This window comes from Pseudomonas sp. yb_9, from assembly GCF_043103635.1.
Classification (GTDB): domain Bacteria; phylum Pseudomonadota; class Gammaproteobacteria; order Pseudomonadales; family Pseudomonadaceae; genus Aquipseudomonas; species Aquipseudomonas monteilii.
This window is the reverse complement of sequence record NZ_JBICKA010000008.1, coordinates 13,825-27,362: the sequence shown is the minus strand read 5'-3', so window position 1 is coordinate 27,362 and position 13,538 is coordinate 13,825. Positions and strand designations below refer to the sequence as shown.

General features: G+C 58.6%; 20 protein-coding genes and 4 pseudogenes. 14 read left to right on the top strand and 10 right to left on the bottom strand.

Features of this window, described 5'->3' with window-relative positions; all coding sequences use genetic code 11:
* Positions 1 to 96: 96 nt before the first annotated feature.
* Positions 97 to 393, bottom strand: a complete 297-nt coding sequence (locus ACF8MI_RS02930; RefSeq protein WP_200929331.1) for a hypothetical protein — start codon at positions 391 to 393, stop codon at positions 97 to 99.
* Between the two features lie 129 nt (positions 394 to 522).
* Between ACF8MI_RS02930 and ACF8MI_RS02925 the strand changes: the two are divergent.
* Positions 523 to 1,041, top strand: a pseudogene (locus tag ACF8MI_RS02925) (DUF2786 domain-containing protein); the annotation flags it as partial.
* A gap of 24 nt (positions 1,042 to 1,065) precedes the next feature.
* Here the strand turns inward: ACF8MI_RS02925 and ACF8MI_RS02920 are convergent.
* From ACF8MI_RS02920 to ACF8MI_RS02910, 3 genes and pseudogenes are all read right to left on the bottom strand, one after another.
* Entirely contained in the window at positions 1,066 to 1,608 is a 543-nt protein-coding gene (locus ACF8MI_RS02920; protein ID WP_200929332.1) for a hypothetical protein, read from the bottom strand.
* Positions 1,605 to 1,874, bottom strand: a complete 270-nt coding sequence (locus tag ACF8MI_RS02915; RefSeq protein ID WP_200929333.1) for a hypothetical protein — start codon at positions 1,872 to 1,874, stop codon at positions 1,605 to 1,607. The genes ACF8MI_RS02920 and ACF8MI_RS02915 overlap by 4 nt, the downstream gene beginning before the upstream one ends.
* Positions 1,875 to 1,891: 17 nt before the next feature.
* Positions 1,892 to 2,014 (bottom strand): annotated as a pseudogene (locus ACF8MI_RS02910) (helix-turn-helix transcriptional regulator); the annotation flags it as partial.
* Here ACF8MI_RS02910 and ACF8MI_RS02905 point away from each other — a divergent pair.
* Together ACF8MI_RS02905 and ACF8MI_RS02900 are read left to right on the top strand one after the other, a co-directional pair.
* A pseudogene (locus ACF8MI_RS02905) lies at positions 1,982 to 2,227 on the top strand (DUF4113 domain-containing protein); the annotation flags it as partial. The pseudogenes ACF8MI_RS02910 and ACF8MI_RS02905 sit on opposite strands and share 33 nt — an antisense overlap.
* A 459-nt stretch (positions 2,228 to 2,686) precedes the next feature.
* Positions 2,687 to 3,166, top strand: a complete 480-nt coding sequence (locus tag ACF8MI_RS02900; RefSeq protein WP_012314955.1) for a carboxymuconolactone decarboxylase family protein — start codon at positions 2,687 to 2,689, stop codon at positions 3,164 to 3,166.
* On the opposite strand, the gene ACF8MI_RS02895 is transcribed toward ACF8MI_RS02900, so the two are convergent.
* Entirely contained in the window at positions 3,159 to 4,595 is a 1,437-nt protein-coding gene (locus ACF8MI_RS02895) for a PLP-dependent aminotransferase family protein (protein ID WP_060501475.1), read from the bottom strand. The two genes, ACF8MI_RS02900 and ACF8MI_RS02895, sit on opposite strands and share 8 nt — an antisense overlap.
* A gap of 90 nt (positions 4,596 to 4,685) precedes the next feature.
* Here ACF8MI_RS02895 and ACF8MI_RS02890 point away from each other — a divergent pair, with 90 nt between their 5' ends.
* The 3 genes from ACF8MI_RS02890 to ACF8MI_RS02880 all read left to right on the top strand — a co-directional run bounded on the left by ACF8MI_RS02890 (position 4,686) and on the right by ACF8MI_RS02880 (position 6,425).
* On the top strand, positions 4,686 to 5,168 hold the full coding sequence (locus ACF8MI_RS02890) for a GNAT family N-acetyltransferase (RefSeq protein ID WP_104834787.1): 483 nt from the start codon (positions 4,686 to 4,688) through the stop codon (positions 5,166 to 5,168).
* Positions 5,169 to 5,198: 30 nt separating this feature from the next.
* Complete coding sequence (locus ACF8MI_RS02885) at positions 5,199 to 5,864, top strand: FMN-dependent NADH-azoreductase (RefSeq protein ID WP_060501479.1); 666 nt, start codon at positions 5,199 to 5,201, stop codon at positions 5,862 to 5,864.
* A 111-nt stretch (positions 5,865 to 5,975) separates the two neighbouring features.
* Entirely contained in the window at positions 5,976 to 6,425 is a 450-nt protein-coding gene (locus ACF8MI_RS02880) for a carboxymuconolactone decarboxylase family protein (protein WP_060501481.1), read from the top strand.
* Positions 6,426 to 6,569: 144 nt separating this feature from the next.
* Here the strand turns inward: ACF8MI_RS02880 and ACF8MI_RS02875 are convergent, their stop codons facing one another.
* The gene (locus ACF8MI_RS02875; protein WP_156866985.1) at positions 6,570 to 7,259 is read right to left on the bottom strand and encodes an SOS response-associated peptidase family protein; all 690 of its coding nucleotides are present in this window, start codon (positions 7,257 to 7,259) and stop codon (positions 6,570 to 6,572) included.
* Positions 7,260 to 7,360: 101 nt separating this feature from the next.
* Between ACF8MI_RS02875 and ACF8MI_RS02870 the strand changes: the two genes are divergently transcribed.
* The 3 genes from ACF8MI_RS02870 (at position 7,361) to ACF8MI_RS02860 (ending at position 9,522) form a co-directional block, all read left to right on the top strand.
* Positions 7,361 to 7,789 carry a LexA family transcriptional regulator gene (locus ACF8MI_RS02870; protein WP_156866984.1) on the top strand — a complete coding sequence of 143 codons (429 nt, stop codon included), beginning with the start codon at positions 7,361 to 7,363 and terminating at the stop codon, positions 7,787 to 7,789.
* Positions 7,779 to 9,053: a translesion error-prone DNA polymerase V subunit UmuC gene (gene umuC, locus ACF8MI_RS02865; RefSeq protein WP_104834784.1), complete on the top strand. Its 1,275-nt coding sequence runs from the start codon at positions 7,779 to 7,781 to the stop codon at positions 9,051 to 9,053. Before ACF8MI_RS02870 ends, umuC begins: the two co-directional genes overlap by 11 nt.
* Before the next feature lie 169 nt (positions 9,054 to 9,222).
* Complete coding sequence (locus ACF8MI_RS02860; RefSeq protein ID WP_060501702.1) at positions 9,223 to 9,522, top strand: hypothetical protein; 300 nt, start codon at positions 9,223 to 9,225, stop codon at positions 9,520 to 9,522.
* A gap of 58 nt (positions 9,523 to 9,580) precedes the next feature.
* Here ACF8MI_RS02860 and ACF8MI_RS02855 read toward each other — a convergent pair whose 3' ends face one another.
* On the bottom strand, positions 9,581 to 9,928 hold the full coding sequence (locus ACF8MI_RS02855; protein WP_223624923.1) for a hypothetical protein: 348 nt from the start codon (positions 9,926 to 9,928) through the stop codon (positions 9,581 to 9,583).
* A gap of 403 nt (positions 9,929 to 10,331) precedes the next feature.
* Here ACF8MI_RS02855 and ACF8MI_RS02850 point away from each other — a divergent pair, with 403 nt between their 5' ends.
* From ACF8MI_RS02850 to ACF8MI_RS02840, 3 genes are all read left to right on the top strand, one after another.
* On the top strand, positions 10,332 to 10,472 hold the full coding sequence (locus ACF8MI_RS02850) for a hypothetical protein (protein WP_164524509.1): 141 nt from the start codon (positions 10,332 to 10,334) through the stop codon (positions 10,470 to 10,472).
* A 154-nt stretch (positions 10,473 to 10,626) separates the two neighbouring features.
* Entirely contained in the window at positions 10,627 to 11,001 is a 375-nt protein-coding gene (locus ACF8MI_RS02845) for a hypothetical protein (RefSeq protein ID WP_060501700.1), read from the top strand.
* Positions 11,002 to 11,131: 130 nt separating this feature from the next.
* Positions 11,132 to 11,440 (top strand): hypothetical protein, encoded by a 309-nt coding sequence (locus tag ACF8MI_RS02840; RefSeq protein ID WP_060501703.1) that lies wholly within the window; start codon positions 11,132 to 11,134, stop codon positions 11,438 to 11,440.
* A gap of 282 nt (positions 11,441 to 11,722) precedes the next feature.
* On the opposite strand, the gene ACF8MI_RS02835 is transcribed toward ACF8MI_RS02840, so the two are convergent.
* Together ACF8MI_RS02835 and ACF8MI_RS02830 are read right to left on the bottom strand one after the other, a co-directional pair.
* Positions 11,723 to 11,941, bottom strand: a complete 219-nt coding sequence (locus ACF8MI_RS02835; protein WP_060501698.1) for a hypothetical protein — start codon at positions 11,939 to 11,941, stop codon at positions 11,723 to 11,725.
* 157 nt (positions 11,942 to 12,098) lie between these two features.
* Positions 12,099 to 12,299, bottom strand: coding sequence for a hypothetical protein (locus ACF8MI_RS02830; protein ID WP_156866979.1), 201 nt, complete (start codon positions 12,297 to 12,299; stop codon positions 12,099 to 12,101).
* A 201-nt stretch (positions 12,300 to 12,500) separates the two neighbouring features.
* On the opposite strand from ACF8MI_RS02830, the gene ACF8MI_RS02825 reads away from it, so the two are divergent.
* A complete protein-coding gene (locus ACF8MI_RS02825) occupies positions 12,501 to 12,860 on the top strand; it encodes a hypothetical protein (RefSeq protein ID WP_156866978.1) in 360 nt (119 codons plus the stop codon).
* Here ACF8MI_RS02825 and ACF8MI_RS02820 read toward each other — a convergent pair.
* Positions 12,797 to 13,033 (bottom strand): hypothetical protein, encoded by a 237-nt coding sequence (locus ACF8MI_RS02820; RefSeq protein ID WP_367616156.1) that lies wholly within the window; start codon positions 13,031 to 13,033, stop codon positions 12,797 to 12,799. The two genes, ACF8MI_RS02825 and ACF8MI_RS02820, sit on opposite strands and share 64 nt — an antisense overlap.
* 64 nt (positions 13,034 to 13,097) lie before the next feature.
* On the opposite strand from ACF8MI_RS02820, the pseudogene ACF8MI_RS02815 reads away from it, so the two are divergent.
* Positions 13,098 to 13,397: pseudogene (locus ACF8MI_RS02815) on the top strand (fatty acid--CoA ligase); the annotation flags it as partial.
* Positions 13,398 to 13,538 lie beyond the last annotated feature (141 nt).

Genomic DNA, 13,538 nt, shown 5'->3' with positions numbered 1-13,538 from the left:
CTGACTGGGTTGGCCAAAGCCACTGCTCAAACCTCAACTGCAGGTGCCAGGAATTCCTGAGTCGAGCCTGATCCTTCAGCGCTGCCCGACAGCGCCTCAGGAGCCTTCGCTTTTCACCTGGCAAATCCCGTTGGCCCGGTTCTTCCCGGTATACGAGACATCAGGTGAGCCGTCCGGGTTGATCGACAGCGAGATTGTCACCCCGCTGCCTTTGGCTTCGAAGTAGTTCTCGTTGAACTTCTTCAGCTTGCCTTCCTTGCCATTGATGTAAATCGGGCCGCCCTTGTCGGCGTGTACCTCAATGTTTCCTGGGCACGTCGCGTTCAGCAGTGGAATCCCAGCCTGGGCAGCGCCAGACACCGCCAGCAAAGCACCAATCATTAGTCGCTTCATCTCACGCTCCTTGAGTGGATTGACCGAGATCGAAGCAATAGCTCAATTCAGCGCTGCCCGCCAGCGCCTTCCCCTATTCAACGATAACGCCTCCCCGGGAGGGCGGCGCCTGCACGCAAGGACCACAACATGCCCGAACAACAGCACGACGAGAGCAAGCTCGAGCGGGTCATCCGCAAGATCAAGCGCTGCCTGGCCCTGTCCAAAAGCTCGAACGAGAACGAGGCGGCCACTGCAATGCGCCAGGCCCAAGCGCTGATGCGCGAGTATCGACTCACCGAGCTGGATGTGCGCCTGAGCGATGTGGACGAGGTCCAGTCGGAGAAGTCTAGGGCGAACCGCCGGCCAACCTGGGATCGCCACCTAAGCGGGATCGTGGCCAGGGTGTTTGGCTGCCGACCTCTCTCATATCGCCACTGGTGCGACACCTCCGGGCGCATGGTTGAACGGGCCTTGTTTGTAGGCGTCACGCCAGCACCCCAGATCGCGATGTACGCCTACGAAACCTTGCTTGCCAAGCTGACGCAGGCCCGGCGCGACTATGTGGCTTGGGTCCGATCCGGCAAGAGCCGCAGCACCTACTCCCCGGAGACTGCCGGCGATCACTTCGCAATCGCGTGGTTTTCAGTGGTGCACGGCAAAATCCATGCCGGACGCGCGCGGTGATGCGGTTCATGCGTTTCTCTTCGCTCGCTTCTCGGCAGTAGTCGGGAAGTCGATTTCAAACTCTCGGATCAGTCGGCCGAGCTGCTTGAAGGAAATGTTCAGCTCACGCACAACGTCTACCCTGGACATTCCGACATTGCGGTAGGCGACGATCTTCTCTGCCTTCGACCTGTCTTCAACGGGGTCGCTGAGCTTTTTGCCCAGGTTGCTTTTCCCGTAGTTGGGGTCACGCTGGAACTTGAAGTTGCCTTGTGATGCCGCGCGAACGAGAGTCGCCTGGACGAGGCCGGTGTGAGCCATGGCCTCCTTGTAGGTCATGGTCTTTGCCAGCTCGCGGAGCTCATCGAGCTTTTTCAGGCGCGCCTCCACTCGTTTGTTGGGTGGGGCGGCTACCGATGCACGCTTTGGCTCAAGGTCGCGATGAGGCCGGTGTGGCACGTACTCGAACCCGGGCAGGGTTTCAACGGAGCCACCGCTGCCGAAGAAGTTGTCGATGCTGGCATTGAGCTGAGCCAGAATCTGGTCTCGGCTGTTCGATTGCCCGATCATTGCGGGCCACCTCTTTTGCTCGCAGCGCCTGCCTCCATCACATCCACAAACCGCATTGCGGTGCGGTAGCTGAAGGCAAAGCCCTGGACGGCGCCGGTGGCGATTTCAACGACATCCCACGTTGCGCCTTTGCCGCACGCCTGGTAGCGAGGGGCGGTTTGGCTGACCTTGGCATGGGCCTCGGCCCTCACTGACTTGCTGCGCTCGAGCAGGGCCGCGAGCACGGCAAGCTTCTGCTCGAAAGCAGGGTGCATTGCTGTCTGCATGGTTGATCCTCGGGTGGTCAGGCGTGGAGTTCCAAGGCTTCGGCCTTGCGAACGATTCGAAATTGGGCGGTGCGGCGCTCCGGCGCGCGGCGATCGCGGCGCATGGGGTCGCTGTCGTTGATCTCCGCGTGCATGGCCAACCAGGTGAATTTTCAGAGGACTTGTTTGCGCTCAAGCAATCGGTGGCATGTGACCGACTGATGCAGGTGATGGATGACATCAACGAGCGCTGGGGGAGGGGGACAATGCGAGCCGCCAGCGTGCCGGCGACACCGGACTGGGGGATGAGGAGGGAGATGATGAGCCAATCCTACACAACGCGTATCGATCAGCTGTGGACGGTTAAATGTTGAGCTTGCCGTCGGCCTGGCTGGCCGAACTCAATGACCAGCACGCTCTGATAACCGATCCGGATGGCCGAGCCGGGGTACTTGCCGAGCTCGCTATTTCTGCGCACCGACGCGGGGACGTTGATGCGGGCCAATTGGCCGACATGCTCGAGTTTGCCGAGGCGGCTAGGCTGTGGGCTCTGATTGAGGATGTATATGCAGCTTGAGCCGCTCGATGCGCCCACCGTCTAGGGGCGTTAGTGGCCGGTCGTGAATGGCTGCTTTCGACCCATTGCGGCCATTCGCGGAGGCCAATAAACGGCCCATTGCGCCCCTTCGACCCTATCGCTCGATAGGTGATCATGGCGCACTTCGATACAGATATGGCCTAGTTCGAAGCTACCATCTTGGCCCTGTGGGGCTATTCCAAGCGTTGCTACAGTGGGCTCCAACAACCATCCACCCACTACGAGCAACTACCCCATGAACAACCGCCTTGATTACTTCAAACTGTCTCCCCAAGCGTCCAACAAACTGGTGGAGCTCACCCTGCAACTGAGCAAGAAGCCGCTACTGGCCGATCTTGCCCACCTGATCATGTTGCGCGCTTCGCAGCTCAACGGCTGTTCATTCTGCGTGGATATGCATGTGAAAGAGGCCAAGATCCATGGCGAGCGCGAGCTGCGTCTTCACCACGTGGCCGTCTGGCGTGAGTCACAGCTGTTTTCGCCAGCAGAGCGGGCGGCGCTGGAGTGGACTGAAGCCCTGACCCAACTGCCGCCTCATGGTATCTCCAACAGCCTGTACGCGAGTGCGCGTGAGCAGTTTTCCGAGCAGGAGCTGTCGGATTTGTCGTTCCTGATCGTCGCCATCAATGGCTGGAATCGCCTCAATGTGGCTTTCCAGGCGATCCCGGGCTCGTCCGATGAACTCTTCGGCCTGAACAAGGCCAACCTCAATTGAGTAACTTGCTGATCAACGCGCCAAGCTGCTCGCCTGGAGCAGTCGTGGCGCAGTTGGTAAAACTCAAGAGCAGACCTGACTGACGCTGCGATGAGGCAGCCCAGCGCGACAACGCTTGTACCGACATGCCCCTCGCCAGCACCTGCTCGGCCAGGGCGGTGTCGCTTACGTCCTCCGGTAAACGTAGTACCAGGTGCATACCGCCTGGCGAGCGTTCCACCTGCATACCCTTCGGCAAACTCCGCTCCAGTGCTTCGATGGTCAATGCCCGTCGCTCGTTGTAGAGGCGGCGCATACGTTGGATATGCCGAGCGAAGTGTCCCTCGGCAACGAACTCCGCCACCAAAGCCTGGGTAATTGACGGTGACCCGGCAGCAAACAAGGCCCGTCCGACGCGCTCGAACGCTGCCACCTGCGCCTGCGGCACCACCAGATAAGCCAGGCGAATACCGGGAAACAGCACCTTGCTGAAGGTGCCGGCATACAGCACGCGCCCATGGCGATCCAAGCTGGCCAGCGCTGGAAGTGGACGGCTGACGTAGCGGTACTCGCCGTCGTAATCGTCCTCGACAATCCAGCCACCGGTGCGGGCAGCCCAATCGAGTAGCAGTTGTCGGCGTGGCAGCGACAGTGCCATCGACAGCGGGCTCTGATGCCCTGGTGTCACCATGACGACTTGAGCAGCCCGAGAGCCCGCGATGGCGTGTTCTACGTTCATGCCTTCTGCATCAACCGGCACCGCTTCCAGGTCCAGGCCGAACTGGCGGAGCACCTGGCGCGTAGTGGGATAGCCCGGGTCTTCCACCCAGGCACACTCGCCTGGCTGCAACAGGGTATGTGCGACTAAGGACAGGCTATTGCGCCAACCGCTGGTGATAAACACCTGATGGGCACCGCAATCGATACCTCGGGACACCTGCAGATACGAAGCAATGGCGCTGCGCAACGCTGCTAGGCCGTGGGGTGCTGGATAGTCCAGATCTCCCAGACGCATCCCACGGAGATACCGAGCACCGAGACGCGCCCATATCTTGCGCGGAAATGCATCCAGCGCCGGTACCCCCATCTGGAACGGCAACAGCTGCGGTGGACGCCAGAGCGAATCAGGCGCGTCTTCGATCACTTGGCTGCTGACTGGCAATACGGTGGCCGCTGACACAGGCTTCTGCAGTTCAGGATTGATTACGGTGCCTTTCTGCCCGAGCGCCAGGAGGTACCCTTCGCTGGCCATCAGCGAATAGGCCAGTTCGACGGTGCCACGTGCCACCCCCAGCTCCTTAGCCATGGCGCGCGCCGACGGCAAGCGGTCACCGGGGGACAACGTGCCAGCGGCAACGGCGGCCAGCACGCGGTCGTACAGTTGACGATACAGGGGCAAGGCGGACTGCTCTTCCAAGGGAGCAAAAGGCGGCTTGGGGGAGGTCATCATGGCCTAGTTCATATCCCATTTCTTGGATCAATCAAGTGGGTCAATGGTAGTCCAATATAGCTCCATCACCTACTGATGAGGGCAACTCCCATGAAATTCCCTTTGCACAACTTCATACCCAGCGTGCTCGACCTGGCCGATACCGCCCTGCGTCCCTTGGACAGCACCCATGACCTGTGCAGCGCATTCCCGGTAATGCATCAATTGCGCCCTCATCTGACGAGCGAAGCCGACTTCGTCAGCCGCATCGAGCGTATGCGCCTTGAAGGCTATCGCCTGATTGGCGCTTATGACGCAGGCGTTCTTGTAGCACTGGCTAGTTACCGCTTTCAGGAAAACCTGGTCTACGGCGCATTCCTGTATGTCGATGACCTTGTAACCGCCGAGGCTCAGCGGGGTAGCCAGTGGGGATCGCGCTTATTGCAAGCTCTGGAACGACTGGCGCGCGCCAGCGGTTGTGCACGGCTGGTGCTCGACACGGGTTTGGCCAACGCCCGCGCGCAACGTTTCTACTTCCGTGAAGGCATGTTGACGGGTGCACTGCGCTTTCAAAAACAGTTCGATACGCCATAACCCGCATGCACATCCAAGGAGGCAAACCTCATGACATCGTCCCAACAGCCACTTGCTCCTTTGCGCATTCTTCGCCTGGTCACCAGCCCCAATGCAGAGGCTTCGGAAAGTCTGAAGCTGTCCCAGCAGATCCTGTTCGCCTTGGCCACCGAGGCCGGCAGAAGGGGTATCCAGTTGACCGATTTAGACCTCAACACCATGGCCCCAGTCGATGCCCCTTACGCCCAGGCATTAGCGAATCAACGCGTAGTCACGGCAAGTGGGCGGGACAGTACGTTGAGCCGTTCCAACGAATTGATCGACCAACTGCAAGCATGCGACGTACTGCTGATTGCCACGCCGATGCACAACTACAGCGTGCCCGCTCCACTCAAGATGTGGATCGACCATGTGGTACGCGTGGGCAAAACGTTTGTGGGCACCGCCAAAGGCAAAGTCGGAAATCTGACGGATCGTCCGGTTTACGTCGCAATCGCTAGCGGGGGCTACATCAACGGCCCACAGGCCCGTCAACCGGACTTTCTGCGCCCCTACCTGTCCGCCGTCCTTGCCACCATCGGTCTCACTCAGGTGCATTACTTCACCGTTGAAGGTACCGCCAAGGGGGTGGAGTCACTGAATACTGGAAGGGCAACAGGGTACGGTGATGTGCAGGCGTACTTTGTTAGGCATAGCCGTCGAGTGGATCATGTCTAAAGTCCGCTTCAGGGCCGACATCTACTCCAAGTGTTTAGGTTTGCATCTCAACTGGGCCGTATGCCAACAAGCGGCCACGCTCTTCATCGCTCATACAAAGGAAAAGAAATCATGAATCGTCTCAATTGGTTTGAAGCTTCGCCTGGTGCAGCTAAGGCCCTCGGCGGCGTGCATCATTTCGTGACCACCGCGACAAATTTGCCAGCCTCGTTGATCCACCTCGTGTTTCTCAGAGTGTCTCAAATCAACGGCTGCGCTCATTGCATTGATCTTCACTCACGTGATCTGATAAAAGCAGGTATGTCAGTGGACAAGGTGCTGTTAGTGCCGGTATGGCATGAAGCGCAATATTTGTTCTCGGATCAGGAGCGCTCAGCACTGGCTTGGGCGGAAGAAGTCACCAGGGTAAGCGAGACACAGGTATCCGACGAAGCTTATGCAGCCGCATCGGCGATGTTTGTTGAAAAGGATCTTGTTGACCTGACAGCGGCGATTGCCGCAATGAATGCGTTCAACCGTATGGGCGTCAGCTTCCGACTCAAACCTGCGGCTAGGGCTTGATGACCTAGGGAAATGACGCGTGCTGACTGGCTAGAAAGGTCGACTGCCAGTCGCTAGTTTTTACGCACTCCGTCGCCGCCAGCTTCGAGTTGTAAGCTGCCCTCCGAAGGGCTGGTGCACCCGCGGAAAGGATTTGCCGCCCCTTCACCGAATCGGCCTTATCAACTCGGCGCCCTGATTGCGTACATTCCCCACTGCCTTGCTCACCGGATACCATCTGAAATCCTCAGTTTGGCGGCATCCCGTCTCCACGATCGCGGCAGCGCGCTCAGGCGATGTGGTAGGGGCCAACCACTCCAGAGCGGTCTGTGGCGTGAGCACTAAGGGTTTTCTGTCGTGGATGTCGATCAGCCCCTGGTCCGCCGGCGCTGTGATGATCACGAACCCGTCGCGCTCATCCGGTTCGAGGCTCTGGTGCACTTCAGCAAGTGCGGCGAAGTAAAGCGGGGCTCCGTCGGCGCCCGTGATGTAATACGGCTGCTTTCGCTTTGGCTCTGTTGGGTCAGTTATCCATTCGAACCAGCCATTGGCAGGCGCTAAAGCCCTGCCACCTGGCCACAACCCCTTGAAGAACTTTCCCGTCACCACTGTCTCGGCCCGAGCATTGATTGGATCAGCACGTTTCCCCTTCGCCCATAACGGCGACCATCCCCACTTGACCCTATCCACAGTCAGCTCATCACCAATCTGGCGAATGACCTCGACTCGGGTCGATGGCGCCACGTTGTATCGGTTTATAGGCTCGTGGTCATAGCCATTTATCACGACCAGATCCAATGATAGCTGGCGCAAGTAGTGATCCATCGACGCGTAGATCGAGTACCGTCCGCACATTTTCCACCTCTCGCCCGTCAGAATTTTAACGGTCAGGATTGACCGGGCAGCCGATGCCAGATCTACTGTATATGCATACAGCTTGCATTGGACCTTCCACCATGACCATCACATTTTTGGGCACGCCAACCGGCGGAACCGAACGGCTACCTCTGTATTCGTTTCACGTTCCGGCCGGTTTCCCCTCACCCGCAGCGGACCATCTGGAAGGCCATATCTCCCTTGATGAGCTATTCGACCTCCGCGCCCCCCATGTGTATCTGGTGAAAGTGGAGGGCGACAGCATGCAAGGGGCAGGGATCTACTCGGGTGACATCGTCATCGTAGACCGCGGGCGTGAAGCGAAGCATGGGGACATTGTCATCGCTGCGGTCAACAGCGAGCCCGTTTGCAAGCGCCTGCACCGCCGTGAAGGGGTGGTGATTCTCAAGTCGGAGAACCCGGCATATCCACCCCGGTACATCATGGAAGGCGATGAGCTCCTCGTTTGGGGCGTTGTCCGTTACAGCGTTCGCGACCATGCGCAGTGACCAGGTCTTCGCGCTGATCGATTGCAACGCGTTCTACGCGAGCTGCGAGCGCGTCTTTCGGCCCGACCTGGCCAAGACCCCGATTGTCGTGTTGAGCAACAACGACGGCTGCGTGATCGCCAGGTCATACGACGCGAAGCCCTTTGTGAAGATGGGCGAGCCGTACTTCCTGGCGAAGGACAAGCTACGCCGCCATGGCATCAAGGCTTTCAGCAGTAACTATGCGCTGTACGGCGACATGAGTGAGCGTGTCATGACCCTGATCGAATCGATGGTGCCGGCCACCGAGATTTACAGCATCGACGAATGCTTCGCTGAATTGTCCGGTATTCCGGAAAACCTGACCCAGTTCGGGCGCAGACTTCGGTCCAGAATCTTTCAGTGCACCGGTATCCCGGTGGGTGTCGGGATCGCCGGCACCAAGACGCTCGCCAAGCTGGCCAACCAAACCGCCAAGCGCCTGCAGGCGCAGACTGGCGGGGTGGTCGACATTACCGATCCGTTCAAGCGCGATTGGGTGCTGCGCAATACTGAAGTGAAAGAGGTGTGGGGCGTGGGCCGCCGTATGACTGCCCACCTCGAAGCGATGGGCATTTACACGGCGATGGATCTGGCCAGGGCTGATGCCTGGACGCTGCGGCAGAAATTCAGTGTGGTGGTCGAGAAGACTGCCCGCGAACTGTCGGGCACGCCATGCCTGGAGCTGGACGAGGCCGAGCCTGCGAAACAGGAGATCTGCTGCAGCCGGATGTTCGGCAAGCGCCTCACTGAGCTGGCGCCCATCAAACAGGCAGTGGCCACCTACGTTCGCCGGGCTGCAGAAAAGCTTCGGGCCCAGGGCTCGGTATGCAAGCGTATGCGCGTGAGCGTCCGCACCGGCATGTTCAACCCGGACGAGCCACACCACGCCCAGGGCGCATTGGTAGAACTGCCATACCCGACTTCCGACACGCTACTGATGACCCGACTGGCTACCGAAGCGGTCGAGCGGATCTTCCGGCCAGGGTTTCGCTACAGCAAGGCCGAGGTTCTCCTGGTGGACCTGCGGCAGCCAGGTGAGTTTTCAGAGGACTTGTTTGCGTTGAAGCAATCGGTGGCATGTGACCGACTGATGCAGGTGATGGATGACATCAACGTCCGTTGGGGGAGGGGGACAATGCGCGTCGCCAGCGTGCCGGCTACACCGGACTGGGGTATGAGGAGGGAGATGATGAGTCAATCCTATACGACGCGAATTGACCAACTGTGGACGGTCAAATGTTGAGCCTTCGAGCCGTCCGGTAAGGCCAATCATCATGTGTCGATGAACACAAAGAAAAATGGAGCTTTTGTTCGTGAGCGGTGGTCAAGCTAGTTGGATAGGCCTAATTACAAATGACTGGCCTGCCCATTCTGGTTTACCAAAATAGCCACCGGCGGGGTAGGAGAATATCATGCGAAGACGAGGCGGCGTGTACTGGGCTTGGTCAGACCCCACGCTTCACCACCAATTTCACGAAGAAACGCTGTACGACGGGACCTTCATCGATGTCCAGGTGAGACTATCGCGCACCGGCGGCACCCAGCTTTTTCTAGGGGTCTACGCACGCTCCGGCATGGCACTGCATGAAGAGGCTTACAGCGCCAGGCCCGGCGAATCGATGTACCGGTCGCTGGCCTGGGGCATTGACCGAGCGCGTCAAGTTATTGATGGGTACGCCCATACTGCGACCCGAGATGTGGCTTCGGAATAGTCCAGCCTTCGGTCTGCAGGCAGGGGTAATCTGCCAGGCAGGCTACCCACCGGGCGCTTCAGAGCTTGTACTGAATGGTGTAGGACGCATCGGTCCTCGGCTCTATCGCAATCGGAATGCCGAAGAGCTTCCCCCGGCAATCACTGACCACGCAGCGATAGACCGTCCCCTGCCGGAGCTGGGCCCACAAGCCTTCGTCATGTATCGCAATCCGCAACACATGGCTGTTCGGATCTTCTCTGACCTGAGCAATGTGGTGGTCTAGGTCGCACCCGAATTCTGCACTGGTAAATTCCGGGTCGTAGCCGATCAGCACACCGTGCCTTTTCAGTTCGTCCCGTATACGCTCAATCACGTCGTCTGCTTCTTGTTTTAGCATGATCGTTATCTCGCGGTGCTTGGCCACAATAAAACTCTAGCTGACCCTGAGTGTTTTCGTGAATTATCGGCGTTACCACTGCCTTACCCTTGTTCCTCACGTTGCATGGCTTTACCTCTGCGCTGGAACAGGAATTGCTGAAGCCCTGAGACATTGATCATGCGGGGTACGCAGAAATGACTCAGGATGACCGCTATTACATGATTTTCAGCGTGGTGGCTGTGCTGGTACTGGATCTGGCGGCGACTTATGTGTTTCTCAATGCCATATCCTGACCCCGGTTGTGGGGCACGCCATACGCGTAATCGGGGCCAGCCGCTACATGAAACCTGTCGGGGAAGCTGACCAGCAGCTTGCGCCTGCCTGAACATCCCGATTGAGTGCGGTCCAACGTAAGCAAGCCTTGGCTTCGCTTGTCGGAGGTACGCACATGAAACGCAAGACTGCATGGGTTGTGGTGTTGTCCGGTTTGCTGCTGCTCAGTGGCTGCTGGCCATACTGGCATGACGGGCGGCATCATCGCCATTATCACGACGGTGATCATGGCAGGCAGGAATATCGTCGCTACTGATGGCGGGCGCGAGGGGCGCCCCGAGGTCCATATAGCCAATAAGCCTGACACCGGGTTGCCTTCCAGCAGTAACATGGGCACACGATAACCAAAACAGGGCGGCTGGCCGGTAAAAACTTTACCTGTTTCTCATGGGGCAACAGGAGTGTGTCGCGTGAAGAGCTCAAGATCGCTAGCAGGCGCAATTGCAATAGTTGTGTCCGGGTTCGCTACGGTGTTCATGGCAGGCTGCGCACAAAACCCTGATGTGCGTGACAGCCACGATTATACCGTTGGCAGTACCGCGAAAAGCCCACCGGTGTATCTGGGGTGCGTCAAAGACGAACTTCAAGGCAATGTGAAAACCTACGAAGTCCAGGGCGATAATGCGCTCAGGCTGTTCATCGAAAGCACCGACCCCGACAAGGCGCAGGGGCTTGTAGAGTTGCGGGGCACGGGACCTCAGCGCCAGTTCACGGCTTATCAACGTGATGCCTGGTACGACCATGGCAGGTTGCTGGATGCCGCACTGATGTGTTCCAAGGCGTGATTGTTAGCACCGGAAAACACAAAAAGCCCGCTGTCGAGAGCGGGCTTTTTGCATTTGCGGGCCACGGCCGCAATAATCCGCCTATTTGGAAGGAGAATCGCGGGTGCAAGCAAGAAGCGTTGTCGCCGAAATGTTCATTGGGATCCCGACGCATTTCTGGGTGTTGCCCGTTGCAGGCCTGGTTGCGTACTACGGCTTGAAGTGGTCCGCCAGATCCAGCAGTCGCGCGACCCTGCTGCAAGCCTCGACTTATGTGTTGCTGCTGGCGCTGGCGGTGCTGCCCAACGGTTTTTATGCGCTGTTTCCCCCTGCGCCCGACCCGGATGTGTTGTTGAATAACGCGCCGTTGCCCAACTATGCAGGGCGCCTCTACCTGGATGCGTTCTACGTCTTCGGTGGTTGGGCGCTGAGCAAAGTGGTGAAGCTCAAGTTCAGCTGAGTCGCTGCCCGGGTACCTGATGCGCCGACTGGAACGGATATTGCTCGTACCCTTTCAAACCGGCGCATTTGGGGGATACGGCAATGCTTCCTGAAGACCTGTATGCCATGTTTCTGTTTGTCGCCAGCGTGCTGGCCCTCGATGTAGCGGCCATCGTGCTGTACCGGGGAACCAAACCCTGACCCGCGTTCGGGGGGGGCTGGCACCCTGACCGGGTATGTCGTCAAGGTCAGGCATGGATTAGCCAGGCAAGCCAAGGCGATTTACGGGCTTTGAATTCATTCAACAAGCGCCTTCCATGTCGTCGATTCTTGCGGCGACAGAGCGCAGCTCGTCCGCAACCACATCGATGGACCTGATGTGCGCAGCAACATCCACCTCGTTTAGCGAGCTACCACGCGCCGCCATGAACCTGGCGTGACCACTCATGGCCTGACTGAGTTGGTCCAGGTGATCGGCTGTTCTGACCAGGTCTGACTTGATGCTATGAAGCGTTTCCATGGTGTTAAAGGCCTTCCTTGTCAGTTGCTTCAACGGGCCTGTGAGCATCGCCGCAGGGCAGGGTGAAACGCAACCGATTTATAGAAGGCGCTTTCTCGCCCAAACCCGGAAGAGCTTACGCGATGCTGGCTGGGGCGTCGGAGAGGCCCCGGGTTTTTCAGCTGTCTGTGTCCACCTGCAGTACCGAACCTTTATCGTCCGTTACCAACAATCCGACGGACTGGATACCGTCTGATTGTTGCTCGGCAAGTGGCAGGTCCGAGTGGCGAAAAATGCTACGGTTCTGTTCTCCGGTTTTAAGGGTGATGAGTTTGCCATTCTGATAGAAAAGAAGTGTTTTGTTGGCATTATTTTGCATTGCGTAACTCCTTGCCGACGTGTGGGTTGACCCCTTTACTGTTGCAGCCTCCACCTGCTCACGCTACTGGCAGAATTGTCAGGTGCTTACCGTCGATCCCTGTCTGGCGCTCATCCAGCAGCGCGCTATTGCTGTGTCAATTGCGCGAGAACCTGCAGCCAGACCTTGGTTGATTAGTAACTCGGCGCCACCCCCGTTAGAATGCAGCGTATCCCTAATGGCCAATTGAAAATGCCTACCTTTCGTATCTTTATCACTTCTGCGTTAGTTGCCAGCCTTGCCGGCTGCGCAACCCCCGGCAAACCCACGGCCAGTAAACTGACCAAGAAATCGCCGCAGCAGTACGCCGCCTGTGTCCTGCCAAAGTGGCAGGCACTGGCGCCCCAGGCTACGCAGAAGTCGATCGCCCACGGTTATCGGCTGACGGCGCCCAGTGCCGTAGCGAGCGACGATGTGCTGGACGTGGTCGATTCTCGCGATGGCAGCCGCGCGACGTTCTACAAGGGCAGCTTCCTGTCGGGCGACAAATTGCGCCAGGCTGCCCGAGAATGCCTGGACTGAGTCAGTAGCCCGAGCCGCTGGAACCGCCCATGCTGGGCAGGCGGGCCTTGTGCTGGGCATTGCTCCACTCGGCGCAGGTCATGAAGGCGGTCTTGTCCACTTTGCCGTTGCCGTCGAAGCTGACGCTGTAGGGTTGCCGGCTTCCGGCCTTGGACAGCACGTAGTCGAAGCACGTGCCGGGTACGACGGTGCGTTCGGACTCGGCATCAGGTTTGCCGCCTATTTGCTCCGGAAGGCGGTGGCCAGTGGGTGAGTTCGGTGGCGCTGGAAATCTCATCAGCCAACACCCGTCCGTCGCCTCGGTGGCGGTCATCGGTATTCCTGACCCACAGGGGGAACAACCGTTGGCTCTGGTGGTCTGTTGTGACGGTGTGCAACTGGACCAGCCAGCATTGGCCAGGGCACCTGCAGCCGTATGTCGACAGTGGGCACCTGAACAAATGGGCGATACCACGGCCGCTACGCTGTGTGGACGAGATCCCCAAGACCAGTGTCGGCAAGATCGACAAGAAGCGCATTCGCCAGGCTGAAATCTAGGTTTGGCTTGCGCCTTCCAGGGGCGCAAGCGTTCCGAATCCCCGCCAGGCAAGGGAAGGCGGTTTGCTCATGTTCAGCCAGGTAAAGTTAGGTAAAAGCGGCCACGGCATATACACGGATCAGTATTGTGGTTTGTACTGT

What these genes read in the sequence shown, in the direction of transcription:
- ACF8MI_RS02895 (WP_060501475.1), bottom strand. Translation starts at nt 4,595, where the DNA reads ATGATGACCTCCCCCAAGCCGCCTTTTGCTCCCTTGGAAGAGCAGTCC.
- ACF8MI_RS02825 (WP_156866978.1), top strand. Translation starts at nt 12,501, where the DNA reads ATGCAGCGTATCCCTAATGGCCAATTGAAAATGCCTACCTTTCGTATC.
- ACF8MI_RS02890 (WP_104834787.1), top strand. Translation starts at nt 4,686, where the DNA reads ATGAAATTCCCTTTGCACAACTTCATACCCAGCGTGCTCGACCTGGCC.
- ACF8MI_RS02880 (WP_060501481.1), top strand. Translation starts at nt 5,976, where the DNA reads ATGAATCGTCTCAATTGGTTTGAAGCTTCGCCTGGTGCAGCTAAGGCC.
- ACF8MI_RS02930 (WP_200929331.1), bottom strand. Translation starts at nt 393, where the DNA reads ATGAAGCGACTAATGATTGGTGCTTTGCTGGCGGTGTCTGGCGCTGCC.
- ACF8MI_RS02900 (WP_012314955.1), top strand. Translation starts at nt 2,687, where the DNA reads ATGAACAACCGCCTTGATTACTTCAAACTGTCTCCCCAAGCGTCCAAC.
- ACF8MI_RS02840 (WP_060501703.1), top strand. Translation starts at nt 11,132, where the DNA reads ATGTTCATTGGGATCCCGACGCATTTCTGGGTGTTGCCCGTTGCAGGC.
- ACF8MI_RS02850 (WP_164524509.1), top strand. Translation starts at nt 10,332, where the DNA reads ATGAAACGCAAGACTGCATGGGTTGTGGTGTTGTCCGGTTTGCTGCTG.
- umuC (WP_104834784.1), top strand. Translation starts at nt 7,779, where the DNA reads ATGCGCAGTGACCAGGTCTTCGCGCTGATCGATTGCAACGCGTTCTAC.
- ACF8MI_RS02885 (WP_060501479.1), top strand. Translation starts at nt 5,199, where the DNA reads ATGACATCGTCCCAACAGCCACTTGCTCCTTTGCGCATTCTTCGCCTG.
- ACF8MI_RS02920 (WP_200929332.1), bottom strand. Translation starts at nt 1,608, where the DNA reads ATGATCGGGCAATCGAACAGCCGAGACCAGATTCTGGCTCAGCTCAAT.
- ACF8MI_RS02860 (WP_060501702.1), top strand. Translation starts at nt 9,223, where the DNA reads ATGCGAAGACGAGGCGGCGTGTACTGGGCTTGGTCAGACCCCACGCTT.
- ACF8MI_RS02875 (WP_156866985.1), bottom strand. Translation starts at nt 7,259, where the DNA reads ATGTGCGGACGGTACTCGATCTACGCGTCGATGGATCACTACTTGCGC.
- ACF8MI_RS02915 (WP_200929333.1), bottom strand. Translation starts at nt 1,874, where the DNA reads ATGCAGACAGCAATGCACCCTGCTTTCGAGCAGAAGCTTGCCGTGCTC.
- ACF8MI_RS02870 (WP_156866984.1), top strand. Translation starts at nt 7,361, where the DNA reads ATGACCATCACATTTTTGGGCACGCCAACCGGCGGAACCGAACGGCTA.
- ACF8MI_RS02835 (WP_060501698.1), bottom strand. Translation starts at nt 11,941, where the DNA reads ATGGAAACGCTTCATAGCATCAAGTCAGACCTGGTCAGAACAGCCGAT.
- ACF8MI_RS02830 (WP_156866979.1), bottom strand. Translation starts at nt 12,299, where the DNA reads ATGCAAAATAATGCCAACAAAACACTTCTTTTCTATCAGAATGGCAAA.